General features: G+C 70.2%; 10 protein-coding genes and 1 pseudogene. 4 read left to right on the top strand and 7 right to left on the bottom strand.

The features are described from left to right. The 4 genes and pseudogenes from R6V09_RS32025 to R6V09_RS32040 all read right to left on the bottom strand — a co-directional run. A pseudogene (locus tag R6V09_RS32025) lies at positions 1-1,201 on the bottom strand (hypothetical protein); the annotation flags it as partial. Next, positions 1,198-2,106 carry a carbohydrate ABC transporter permease gene (locus R6V09_RS32030; protein ID WP_317884955.1) on the bottom strand — a complete coding sequence of 303 codons (909 nt, stop codon included), beginning with the start codon at positions 2,104-2,106 and terminating at the stop codon, positions 1,198-1,200. The gene R6V09_RS32030 and the pseudogene R6V09_RS32025, both read right to left, overlap by 4 nt. Then, positions 2,103-2,993, bottom strand: a complete 891-nt coding sequence (locus tag R6V09_RS32035) for a carbohydrate ABC transporter permease (protein ID WP_317884956.1) — start codon at positions 2,991-2,993, stop codon at positions 2,103-2,105. Before R6V09_RS32035 ends, R6V09_RS32030 begins: the two co-directional genes overlap by 4 nt. 10 nt (positions 2,994-3,003) lie before the next feature. Further along, positions 3,004-4,275, bottom strand: coding sequence for an ABC transporter substrate-binding protein (locus R6V09_RS32040; RefSeq protein ID WP_317884957.1), 1,272 nt, complete (start codon positions 4,273-4,275; stop codon positions 3,004-3,006). Positions 4,276-4,466: 191 nt separating this feature from the next. Here R6V09_RS32040 and R6V09_RS32045 point away from each other — a divergent pair, with 191 nt between their 5' ends. Next, positions 4,467-5,504 carry a LacI family DNA-binding transcriptional regulator gene (locus R6V09_RS32045; protein WP_317884958.1) on the top strand — a complete coding sequence of 346 codons (1,038 nt, stop codon included), beginning with the start codon at positions 4,467-4,469 and terminating at the stop codon, positions 5,502-5,504. A gap of 311 nt (positions 5,505-5,815) precedes the next feature. Here the strand turns inward: R6V09_RS32045 and R6V09_RS32050 are convergent, their stop codons facing one another. Then, positions 5,816-6,307 (bottom strand): DUF4265 domain-containing protein, encoded by a 492-nt coding sequence (locus R6V09_RS32050; RefSeq protein ID WP_317884959.1) that lies wholly within the window; start codon positions 6,305-6,307, stop codon positions 5,816-5,818. Positions 6,308-6,500: 193 nt separating this feature from the next. On the opposite strand from R6V09_RS32050, the gene R6V09_RS32055 reads away from it, so the two are divergent. Continuing rightward, positions 6,501-7,142, top strand: a complete 642-nt coding sequence (locus R6V09_RS32055; protein ID WP_317884960.1) for a cytidine deaminase family protein — start codon at positions 6,501-6,503, stop codon at positions 7,140-7,142. Positions 7,143-7,151: 9 nt separating this feature from the next. Here R6V09_RS32055 and R6V09_RS32060 read toward each other — a convergent pair whose 3' ends face one another. Together R6V09_RS32060 and R6V09_RS32065 are read right to left on the bottom strand one after the other, a co-directional pair. Further along, positions 7,152-9,191, bottom strand: coding sequence for an ATP-binding protein (locus tag R6V09_RS32060; RefSeq protein ID WP_317884961.1), 2,040 nt, complete (start codon positions 9,189-9,191; stop codon positions 7,152-7,154). A gap of 126 nt (positions 9,192-9,317) precedes the next feature. After that, complete coding sequence (locus R6V09_RS32065; RefSeq protein ID WP_317884962.1) at positions 9,318-10,319, bottom strand: Lrp/AsnC family transcriptional regulator; 1,002 nt, start codon at positions 10,317-10,319, stop codon at positions 9,318-9,320. Positions 10,320-10,406: 87 nt separating this feature from the next. Here R6V09_RS32065 and R6V09_RS32070 point away from each other — a divergent pair, with 87 nt between their 5' ends. Next, entirely contained in the window at positions 10,407-11,858 is a 1,452-nt protein-coding gene (locus R6V09_RS32070) for a carboxylesterase/lipase family protein (protein ID WP_317884963.1), read from the top strand. 214 nt (positions 11,859-12,072) lie between these two features. Next, the coding region (locus tag R6V09_RS32075; RefSeq protein WP_317884964.1) for a PhzF family phenazine biosynthesis protein at positions 12,073-12,397 on the top strand (325 nt) is incomplete at its 3' end.

A 12,397-nucleotide genomic window follows, 5' to 3' on the forward strand; every position in this document is an offset into this window, starting at 1 on the left:
CGCCCGCGGCCCCGAGTTCGGCGGGCGGCCCGGCGAAGGCGTGGACGGCCCGCGCCGGTGACCGGGAGTCCGCGAAGGCGACCGTGCCGTCCTCGACACGGGTCACCCAGCGCTGGGACTCCGTCCAGTGCCGGGTACGGGCGATCTCGGCGCCCGCGAGCCGTAGCACGACGTGGTCGGCCGCCACTTGTATACGAATCCGGCGCCAGGCCCCGACGGCGGGTTCGGCATCGGTGAACTCCCGCTCTCCCGTGATGCCGAGCCACAGCCGGCCGTCCTCGACGCCGATCTGCAGCGAGTCGGGGTGGTTGCCATGGGTGAGCACGGTCCCGGACTGGCCCGCCGCGTCGAGCCGCAGCTCGAAGCCGATCGTCAGGCCGGGGGAGAGGGCGAAGGGGGCGAGAGTCGTCTCGCCGTCGGGCGTCAACGCGATGGGCTCGTCGGCCGTTCGCAGGATCACCTCGCCGTCGGCCCCCACCACCCGAAGTCCGCGTACGGCCCCTGCGACGCCGGCCCGCGGCTCCGGCTCCTTGTCGTGGCTGACGTGTGCCGGGAGCGCGTCGTCCAGGAGCATCGGGCCGTGGTCCTCGTCGCGCTGGATGCCGGGGACGCGGGGCCTGCCGAGGCGGAGGCGCCGTGACGCGGGCGAGAGCAGGTAGTGCGGCTCGGCTCCGCCCGTCGTGGCCCGGATGCGCTCAAGTGCCATGAAATCGTGGTGCATTCCGTGGTTCCACGGGCCGTCGTAGAGCCAGCCGTAGCCGACCTCGGAGTGGGCGGCCATCGCGAAGAGGTCCTGGGTCAGCTCGACGGTCCGGGCCTCGGCGCCGTCGTTGGTGACCTCGATCCGCCACAGGAGCAGATCCCGGTTCAGGGCCATGCGGGTGTCGGTGGTCACCAACAGGCCGTCCGCGCGGCGGTGTTCGCGCAGTACACCCCACGGCTTCCACAAGTACCGCTGCGCGGCCGGGACTTGGCCGTCGACGCGCAGCTCGCCGGTGTGGTAGCCGAAAGTGAACGGCGGGGCGGCCAGCCAGGACAGTGAGGTCAGGTCGTGGTTGACGTGGGCCTGGCCCTGCTGATTGCGCAGGGAGGGCAGATGCGCGATCTCGTCGGCGCCGACCCAGTGCCCGGCGACGTCGGCGAGGTCCGGGACGCCCTTCCTGCCGATGCCCACGGTCAACTCGTCGGTCCTTGTGGTCACTTGGTGGCTCCCGAGGTCAGTCCGGCGATGAACTGCTTCTGCAGCGCGAGGTATCCGGCGACGGGGATGACCGCGGCCAGGAACATCACGCCGAACAACTGGGCGTAGTTGGTGGAGTACTGACCGACCGACAGATAGAGCCCCGTGGTGATCGTCTGGCCGTGCAACGGACCGAGGATGAACTGCGGATTCATGAAGTCGTTCCAGATCCACAGCGACAGGAAGATCGTGACGGTCGCGGTGGCCGGGCGCAGCAGCGGCATGACGATCGTTCGCCAGATCCGCAGGCTCCCGGCGCCGTCCACGGTCGCGGCCTCGATGATCTCGCCGGGGATCGACCGCAGGAACCCGGAGTAGACGAACACCGCGAACGACAGATAGCCGCCGCCGACGTTGGCCAGGACAAGGCCCGGATAGGTGTGGTCCAGGTGCAGGAAGGTCAGGACGCGGATGGTGGGCAGCAGCACCACCGCGGGCGGGATCATCAGACCGGCGGCGAAGCCCGCCAGCACGATCCTGCGCAGCCGGGCCGAGCGGCGGGAGAGCCAGAAGCTGAGGGCGGCGCCCAGCGGGATGATCAGCAGCACCGAAACGACCACGGTGACCGCCGAGTTGGTCAGCCCGATCTGGACGATCCGGTCGGGCCGGGCGAGCGCGTCCGACAGGTTGTGGGCGGTCGGCGGGGCCGGGGGAGCCGCCGGATCGCGGACGATCTGGTCCTGCGTTTTGAAGGCGTTGACGATCGTCAGATACACCGGGCTGACGAAGGCCAGCGTCAGCAGCGCGGCTGCCACCAGGTGCCCGCGCCCGGCCCAGGGGCGGCGGCTCCCGCGCCGCGCCGGTACGGCCGGAGAGGGTGCTGTCCGCCCGTGTGTCATGGGCCGGTGCGAGGTCGACGTGCTCACAGGTCCACCTCCCGGCGGCGCAGCAGGGCGGTCACGGACAGCGCGATCACGATCGAGACGACGAGCAGGAGCATCGCGACGGCCGAGGCATAGCCGTAGCGGTCGTCCGTGAAGGCGAGCTGGATGATGTAAAGGGCGGTGGACTGCGTGGAGTTGGCCGGCCCGCCCGAGGTGAGCACGGTGATGATGTCGTAGAGCTTCAGCATCGTGATCAGCGAGATCGTGACGCTGATGGTGGTGCCCGGGGCCAGCATCGGGAACGTGATCCGGCGGAACCGCTGCCAGCGGCCGGCTCCGTCGACCATCGCGGCCTGGTACAGCTCGACCGGGATCGACTGGAGCGCGGCGAGGTGGACGACGGTGGTGAACCCGGTCAGCACCCAGGCCGAGACGATCCCCACGGACAAGGCGGCCAGGTGCGGACTGCCCAGCCAGGTGATCGGTTTGTCGATGATCCCCAGTGAGACGAGGACGTTGTCGAGGATGCCGTCCCGGGCCAGGATGTAGCGCCAGACGAAGCCGACGATGACCCCGGACAGCACCTGCGGCAGGAACGCGAGGGTACGCATCATCCGGAAGCTCAGCGACGTCCTGTTGAGCAGCATCGCGAAGCCGATACCGGCGGCGTTGGCGACGACCGTCACCGCCCCGGCCAGCAGGAGCGTGAAGCCGAGACTGTCGGCCAGGGCGCTGTCGTGCGCCATCTCCCGGTAGTTGGAGAGACCGACGAAGTCGGCGCGCGCCAGCAGCGGGTTCTCGTTGGTGAGGCTCTTCCAGGCGCTCATCAGCACGGGCACGACGATGAACAGGGCGTACAGGCCCAGGGCGACGAGCGCGATCGCGCCCAGGGCGGGGTCGCCGCGGCGGGCGCGGACTCGGGTGGTCATGGCGGCTTCCTTACTTCGTCGCCGAGTCCCAGGCGGCGTCCAGCTTGGCCAGCTGCCCGTCGACGTCGTCCGAGGAGAACAGCGCCTGACTGGCCGCGTAGAAGGCGTTGTTGAGCCCGGAGGGCATGGAGTCGTCGTTGGTCGCCCAGCCGAACGACGAGACCTTCGTGTTCTGTTGGGTGACGTAGGAGTACGAGTCCTTGAAGACCTTGGTGACGTCGACGCCGTAGTCGTCCAGGGTCTTGCCCTTGAGCATCGGGAACGCGCCGTCGCCCTCGATCAGGGCCTTGTAGTTGGCCGGGTCCAGCGACCAGGCCTCGGCGAACGCGGTCGCCTTCGCGGGATCCTTCGTCTTCGCGCTGATCGCCATGGAGCCGCCCACCGAGAACGGCACCACGAGCGACCCGTCCTCGGTCGGGGTGAGGAAAGCGCCGAAGTCGTCGGCGTGGTCCTTGGGCACCGCACCGAGGAACCAGCTGCCCATCATGTACATCGCGGTCTTGCCGGACGTGAAGTTCGTGATGGAGTCGGCGTACTTGACGCCCAGGGCGCCGTCCTCGAAGTAGCCGTTCTTCACCATCGTCCGGTACTTGCCCACCGCCGCCTTCACATCGGGATCGGTGAACTTGACCTTGCCCGCGTAGCGTTCCTTCAGCCAGTTGGGGTTCTTGCCCAGCACGTCGGCCGAGAGGATGCCGGTCAGCGGCATCGACGCCGAGAACGGATCGCCGCCGCCCAGCTCGACCGGCGTGACACCGGCGGCCTTGAGCTTGGCGCACACGGCCATGAACTCCGCCCAGGTCTTGGGCGGTTGGGCGATGTGGGCCTTGGCGAACAGCTTCTTGTCGTAGAAGACCTCGGGGATGATCTGCGAGTTGGTCGGCGGGATGTAGACCTTGCCCTTGTAGGCGTTGCCCAGCGGCAGCAGGAAGTTGGCGTCCACCCACTTCTGGTCGTACGGCTTGAGCAGCCCGGCCGTCGCGAACGTCGACGGGGTGATCGACTGCAGCAGATCCGGGAACTGCCCGGAGGCCTGCAACTGCTTGGCGTAGGCGTCCCGGTCCGTGCTCGGCGCGACGATCTTCTTCACCGTGACGCCCGGGACCTTCTTCTCGGCGCTCGCGATCGAGGTGTTCCAGAACGTCGCGGTCAGGCTGGGGGTCTCGAAGGTGAGGTAGGTCAGGGCGCTGCCACCCTTCGCACCCCCGGTCGACGCGGCAGAGCATCCGGTGAGGGCGAGTGCTGCGGCGAGGCAGACAACGGTCGGACGTTTGCGCCTCATGGAAGTCTCCTGGAGGGACGATGCGGCCCGACGGGCGGGGGTGGACCCAACAGGATCGACACCTCGTGGCCTCTCGGGATAACGTTATCGCGAGGATAGAAGCGCGTTGCGGGAATGTGTCAAGGGCCGGTCTGATATCGGTCCGATGTTTCGAGGGATTCACGCTCAGGGATCCGAGGAGGAGCTGCCGGATGACGCAAGCACGGCGCGAGAGCGGGGGACGGCCCCGGCGCCCGACGATGGTCGACGTCGCACGCGAGGCCGGGGTGGCCCTGCGCACCGTCTCCCGGGTGGTCAACAACGACCCCACGGTGGGGCCGGAGTACGTCGTCAAGGTCGAAGCCGCGATCACCGCGCTGAACTACCGCCCCGACGACCGCGCCCGCCAGCTGCGCACCGGCGTCACCGGCACGATCGGCGCCGCCGTCCGCAGGATCGCCGAGGTCAACCCCGAACTGGCCGCCATCGAACGGACGGCCAGGGACGCCGGCCTGACCCTCTTCGCCGCCTCCACGGACTTCGACGAGACCAGGGAGCACGACATCCTGATCTCCATGTGCCGCCAGCGCCTCGACGGCATCATCGTCGAGCCGTTCGGCGAGAACCACGCCTATCTGCAGCCGGAGTTGGACGCGGGCGTCCCGCTGGTGGCCATGGACCGCCCGATGAGCGGGATCTCCGTGGACTGCGTCATGTCCGACAACGCCTCCGGCATCGGCATGGCCTTCCACCACCTCCACCAGCACGGCCACCGCCGCATCGCCTACATCGGCGACAGTGAACGCGTCTTCTCCGGCCGCGAGCGCGCCGCGGCCTTCCGCGCGGCCCTGGGCGCCCACGGCGAGGCGGTGGAGGGCCTGGTGCACCCCGGCGAGATCACCCCCGACCGCGTGGCCGCGGCCCTGGCCACCGCCCTCCACGGCCCCGACCCGGCAACCGCCCTGGTCACCGGCAACATGGACACGACCCTCGCGGTCCTACGACACCTGGGCCCGCAGTCGGCCTCCCGTCTGGCGCTGGTCGCCTTCGACGAGGTCCCCTTGGCCGACCTCCTGCAACCCGCCCTCACCGTCATCGCCCAGCAGACCACCGAGATCGGCCGAACGGCCGTCGAACTCCTCCGCGCCCGTATCGCCGACCCCACCCGCCCGGTGCAGTCCGTGGTCGTGCCGGTCACGTTGAAGGTCCGCGGGTCGGGCGAGGTACCGGCCTTGCGGCGCCTTGCCTGACGTCTACGGGTATGACGGCGTCCGGGCGTGCGCCGTACGGGGAAACGGGAGCGGGGTCGCGTGCGATAACGTTATTTGAAAGGGTGCTGGGAGCTGCTCACGGGGCGACTCGCTCGGGGACTGAAACAAGGATCGGCGGGCTGCGGACGGCAGACCTCAGAGGCCGTGCTGGAACGCGTCGACGGACAGCGGCGGGCACTGCCCAAGGAGCGGCCCGCGAGCTCCTCGATCGCGAAGGAACGCGCCGGCGAAGTCACTGTCATCCGCCCGTCGTTGACGGTCCGACGGCGCCGGCACGGCGTTCGGCGCGGTCAGTCTCGCGTGGTGGGGAACGGCGTGGTGTCGGCCCATTCCCAGAAGGCGCCGGCCTCGTCGACTTCCCGTTGCAGCAGGGCGAACAACGGGTTCATGTCGGTGCCGGGAGGGACGTCGACGGCGACGAAACGTTCCCCGTGCCATTCGCTGAGCAGTCCGGATTCCCTGATCGAGGTCTTGATGAGATCGATGCTGCGGCCAAGCCGTTCGGCATCGGCGCTCGGCGAGAGCAGCGTGCGCAGGACGCGGTGTCCGCTCCTCCGCGCGACTGCGACCACACGAGCTGCCGGTGACAGACGCACCCGGTCTCCGAGAGCGAGGCCGTGGGTCATGAAGGGGATGCAGGCCACCGTGTATGTACCGTCCGCCTCGGGCCGAAGCCACAGCTGCTCGATCTGCCCGTCGAGGCCGAAGGGGGCCAGATCGGCCTGGGCGATGTAGTTTTGCTCGGCCCGACCGACCGGGTCCTCGTGCACCACGTACTGCATCTCCGCCCCCTGTCGGCTCATCTCGGCGAAGATCGTCCCATGACCTCGGCCGGCGAAACCGAGCGGGTGCTCAAGCCTCGCCCGCACCTTTGCCCGGCTCTGACTTTGCGACGAGCCGGGCGGCGGGACTCGGTGCCGGTCTCGATCAGGGCGGCGTCGAGGAGTCGGGCTGGGCTGACCTAGGGTCGCCGGCATGGTTGCCATGAAGCTCTCCGACTCCGACCGCCGCGTCATCGAGGCGGCGGAACGACTCGCTGCCACGCTCGGCAGCGACCCGAACCACACCGTGGCCGCAGCGGCGATGGACACGGCCGGCCGGATCCATGAGGCGGTCAACGTCTACCACTTCACCGGCGGACCGTGCGCCGAGCTGGTCGCACTCGGTGTCGCCGCCACCGCGGGAGCGGGCCCGCTCGTCACCATCGCCGCCGCGGGAGATCGGGGCCGCGGTCTCATCCCGCCGTGCGGCCGTTGCCGCCAAGCGCTGCTCGATCTCCATCCCGATGTCCACGTCGCCGTACCGACCGACGACGGGCCGGCACTGCGCCCGATCCGGAAGCTGCTGCCGGACACCTACTTCTTTCCCGACGCGGACGCGCGTCGCATCGTCCGGTTCGACAAGGACGACTACGAGGCCATCGCCAGCGCGCGGAAGACCTCCATCGTCCGCTACGACGATCCGATCGCGCTCGGACCCGCGATCTTCCTCTTCGAGGACGACGAAGCCCACCGCACCCTGAACGGCAACGTCACCGGCGTCGAACGCCATCGGCTCGACGACGGCACGGGCACCGAACGGCTCACGGCGACGTTCACCGTCGAAGCACCTGAGTGAGGTCGGCGGTCAGGACGGAAGCGGGCCCTGCATGACAAGGGCGAGGCCCTGTTCGGCGTCGTCGTTCAGGGCGTTGTGGAAGGCACTGTCGTAGGCGTCGTCCCCGACCGCCTTGCGGGCCTGGAGCTCCCATTCCTCGCGGACCGCGGAGAGTTCGGGTGTGCCGTGGTTCGGGTGGCCGAGCATGCGCCAGAAGGTGTTCCCGGTACCGGACGTACGCGCGGCCGCGATGCCGTTGCCCTGTACCGCGTTCGCCCCGGTGAGGAGGTCGAGCGCGAGGGCGATGCCGAGATTGTCGTGGAGGTTGTGCTTGCTGGTGAGCATGGCCCGGGCATGGAGTTCGGCGTCGTGCGCGCGACCCTGGAGGAGGTCTATGAAGGCGAGTTGGTGGAACGCGTACGACCGAGCCCAGTGCTCGCCGTATCGCACGCTGAGGCGGCGCAGGGCGACGGCCGCCTCGTAGGCCTCGGCCAGTCGGCCCAGCGCGGAGTGGGCGAAGGTGCGGATCACCATGCAGCACAGTTGCGGCGCGCCCGACGGCGGTGACTGGCCGTGGGTGATCAGGGCGTGGTCGCACACGTCGTACGCGTCCTGGGGGCGGCCGGCCATGAGGTGGGTGAGGCCGACCGTGTGAGCGGCGAAGAGCTCCGACTGCGGGTCGCCGTCCTGGTGTGCGGCGGCGGCGCATTCCTCCCCGACGCGCAGGGCGCTGCGGTGGTCGCCCTGGAGGGTGAGGGTGATGCCCAGGGCCCACAGGGCGCGGGTGCGGGAGGGGCCCTTGGGCGTGTCGAGGGCCAGGGCGCGTTCGAGGTAGTCGCGGGATTCATGGAGGTGCCCGCAGCAGGGCCAGAACAGGCCGCTGCGGCCGGCCATCTCGACGGCGGCCTCGGGGTCCGTCTCGATGAGGTGGTCGAGCGCCGCGCGTACGTCGCTGTGGCTCGCCGAGATCCGCGCGTACCAGGCGACCTGCTGGTCACTGAGCCAGCCGGCCTCGGCCTCGTCCAGCACGGTGGCGAAGTGCGCGGCGTGGAGTCGGGTGAGTGCCTGCTCCTCACGGAGTTCCGCGAGCCACATGGCGCCGTACTCGCACAGCGTGTCCAGCATGCGGTAGCGGACGCCGACCCGTTGCAGCACGGACTGGTCGGCCAGCCGGTCGAGGAGCCGGGGGACGGCGTCGGCGTCGAGCGGGCCGCCGGCGCACACGGACCGCGCGTCCGCCGCGTCGAAGGGGCCGCGGAAGACGGAGAGCCTGGCCCACAGCAGGCGCTCCAGCGGAGAACACAGTTCGTGGCTCCAGCCGATCGCCGTGCGGAGCGCCCGGTGGCGCCGGGGCCACATGGTCTCGTCGACGAGCGTGTCGAGGCGTGAGGCGAGGCGCTCGGCGATCTCGCCGAGGCTGTTCTCCCGCAGCCGCGCGCAGGCGAGCTCGACGGCGAGCGGGATGCCCTCCAGGCGGCGGCAGATGGCGTTGACGGTCTCGGCGGAGCCGGGGGAGTCGAGGGACACGTCCGGGGCGGCCGTGGCACAACGTTCGCGGAACAGGCGCACCGCGTCCCCGGCACCGCCGTCGTCCATCGACAGCGGAGCCACCTCGACGAGCTGCTCACCCCGGACGTCGATGGGCCGTCTGCTGGTGGCCATGACGGTCAACCCCGGTGCGGAGGCGAGGAGTTCGCTCACCAGGAGGAGGCAGGCGGGCAGTACACGCTCGCAGCAGTCGAGGACGAGCAGCACCTGCCGGCCGGCCAGCCACTCGCACAGCGCCTCGACGGGAGCGCGCGGATTGTGGTCCAGAAGATCGACGGCGTCGCAGACCGTGGCGGTGAACAGCCGGTCGTCGTAGAGGTTCGACAGGTCGACCCACCAGACCCCGTCGGCGTACCGGTCCCGAACCCGCTCCGCGACGCGCAGTGCCAGGCGGCTCTTGCCCACACCTCCGCCACCGGTGAGAGTGATCGACCGATGCTGGATCAACGCCGTTCCGACTGCGTCGAGTTCGCTTTCGCGGCCGACGAAGCTGGTCGTCACGACGGGGAGATTGCCTGCCACGGTCCCATCCTGCACGGCCCGGGCACGGCACTAAACCCTCTCGCGGGAAACGGTCACAGGTGATCGGGCTTGGCAACTATTCGATCGCGCGGTGTCTCGTGGTCGGTCCGCCGTGACACCGTCGGTTCAGAGGCTTCCGGGGCGGACCAGACCGGTTCTCTTGACCCCGCTCAGGAGGGGGGTGACCTCCAGGGTGGAGATGTGGGGGAGGGCGCCGATGGTGTCGCTCACGAAGTGGTAGAGCGCATCCAGATCGGTGGCCGCGACCGCCACGAGAAGGTTGGCCGGGCCGGTGGTGGCGGAGGCGAAGCGGACCTGCGGGTGGTGGCTCAGTCGGCGGCCCGTCTCCTCCAGGCCGCCCGGTGCGACGGTGATCCACAGCAGTGCCTCGGTACGGATGCCCAGCCGGGCCAGGTCGACCTCGGTCGCGAGCCTGAGCACCTGGTTGCCGACCAGCGTCTCCAGTCGGCGGCGGGCGGTGAGGGGGGTGGTGTCGGCGCGGCGGGCGAGGTCGGCGTAGGAGGCTCGCCCGTCCTCGATCAGGGACGTGACCAGCGTGTGGTCGACGGGCTGGAGAGCCGGGCGGGTGGCCGCGGCGGTGGTCTCCGGCCGAAGGCTGGTCAGCTCGGCCTCCGTCAGCAGGCCGCCGCTCCAGTCGAAGGCCGCAGGGAAGATCCGCAGGAGGACGTGCGAGGTCCACGACTGGACCGCGGGAGTGGCCGGAAGGTCGCGCAGCAGCAGCGAGTTGCGCGCGTCCGGCCCGTCCAGGAACAGGATGGTGCAGATCTCGTCGCCGCCGCCGAGGACATCCACCCAGACCGTGTCGGCACGGCGGGCCAGGGTGGCGGCGATGGCGCTGATCTGGTTGGGCCGGCACTTGATGCGCAGGGCCAGCGGAATCAGATCGGGAAACCACAAGGGGTTGCGTACGGCGGTGGCGCGCAGCGTCCTGTCGTGGAACAGCGGTGCCGCGCGACGCACCACGGTGCGCTCCGAGATGCCCAGGACCCGCCCGACCGTGCGCCACGACGCCCGCGGGGCGGCGAGCAGCGCGGCGGCGATCCGGCTGTCCGTCTCATTCAGCGGCTGGCTTGCTTTCGCCGAATTCCTGGATCTGCTGTCCTTCATTCGCGGTCTCAACCTCTCCTTCTGGCCCGGACCGATACTCCCGGATAGAAACACCTCGGAGCAACCGAGACGACAGAGGTGAGCACGATGAAGGACATCACGGACCGGATCGCGGCGACGGACCGAGGCAGGGTCAGGGGCATCACGCAGGGCGGGGCGGTCTCCTTCCGGGGAATCCCGTACGCCGCGTCGCCGGTCGGTGAGCTGCGCTTCGCGCCGCCCAGGCCGCACCGGGGATGGACCGACGTGCGGCAGGCGGCGCAGGCCGGACCCGCCGTCCCACAGGCGCCCTCCCGCCTGGAACGGGTGATGGGCCCGCGCGTGCCGGACTGGAACGAGGACGGGAGCCTCACCGTCAACGTCCACGCTCCACTGCGGGCGTTCGACGACAACACCGCCCGCCCCGTCCTGGTGTGGTGGCACGGCGGCGGCTTCACCAGCGGCTCCGGCGGCTGGGACTGGTACGACGGCGGCCGGCTGGCCGCACTGGGCGACTTCGTGGTCGTCACCGCGAACTACCGGGTGGGGCCCCTGGGTTACCTGTACCTGCCGGAGATCGGCGCCGCCAACCTCGGCCCCCAGGACCAGGCCGCCGTATTGGACTGGGTGCGGGACAACATCGCCTCGTTCGGCGGCGATCCGGGCAGGGTGACGGTCGGCGGCCAGTCGGCCGGGGCGTACTCGGCGCTGTCGCTGGCGCTGGACCCCAGGACATCGGGACTGGTGCACCGGGTACTGCTGCAGAGCGGCCCCTTCGGCCTGGACCCGCAGGACCCGCAGCACGCGGCCGAGAACGCCCAGGCCTATCTACGGCTGCTTGACGTGCCCGGCGGCGCGGATGCCGGAAAGGCACTGCGCGCCCTGCCCGCCGAGCAGTTGCTGTCCGCCTACGGTCGGCTCGCCGGGCAACTGGCCCGTCCGGGCAACGCGGCCCCGCCCATGTACCCGGTGCTCGGCGGCCCCGGCGTCCCCCGCGACCTGCCCCGGGCGCTCACGGACGGCGCCCTGGAGGGCAAGGCGCTGCTCATCGGCACCACCCGCGACGAGGCGACGGCCTTCACCGCGTTCGACCCGCACATCCAGAACCTCACCTACGACGGCGCGTTGGAGATCCTGAGCGGCCAACTCGGCGAACGGGCCCACGACGTCTACCGGCGCCATGCCGCCCGGCTCGAACAGCCCACCCCGGCACGGGTCTTCACCGCGGTGCAGACCGACGAACTGTTCCGCGACGGCTCGCTGCGGATCGCCGACCACCACGCGGCAGGCGGCAACGCGACCTACGTCTACGAGTTCGACCACGAGCCGGCCGAGGACGAGCACGCCCTCGGCGCCACCCACTGCGGTGAACTCCCCTTCTTCTTCAACACGTTCGACGCCTACCCGGACAGCCCGATGCTGGGCAGGCCCACCGACGCCGCGCAGGCCCTGGGCCGCACCTTCGCCACCGCGGTCGCCGAGTTCGTCACGACCGGATCGGTGCACGACTGGCTGCCCTACGCGCCCGCGACGGCCGCCCGCGTCCGGCACTTCGGCTGACAAGTCGAGAAGTCGAGAAACAGCGAAGTCGAGAAAGGAACCGACCGAGCAGCCCCACCACCGGGCTGGACTGCCCGACGCGCGCGAATCAATCCACTTTGTTGCGGCTGGCCCTGTCCTCGCCGCGCACCCGCCCGCTGGGATGGACCCGCTTCCCGCCGTCCGCCGACGGGCGGGACGCACGGAAACCGCCGCAGCCGCTCGAAAGGCCTTGATGACCATGCCGCGTACCCGCTCGTTCGTGCAGGTCGACGTGTTCTGCACGACCCCCTATTCCGGAAACCCGGTCGCGGTCGTCCTGGACGGGACGGAGCTGACCGACGAGGAGATGCAGCGCCTGGCGCTGTGGACGAACCTGTCCGAGACGACGTTCGTGCTGCCTCCCACCGCCCCGGAGGCGGACTACCGGCTGCGGATCTTCACACCCCGGGGAGAGCTGCCGTTCGCCGGACACCCCACCCTCGGTTCCGCGCGCGCCTGGCTGGACGGTGGCGGCACACCGCGCGCCGCCGACCGCATCGTGCAGGAGTGCGCCGCGG

The sequence above is a fragment of the Streptomyces sp. W16 genome (assembly GCF_033194735.1).
GTDB lineage: Bacteria > Actinomycetota > Actinomycetes > Streptomycetales > Streptomycetaceae > Streptomyces.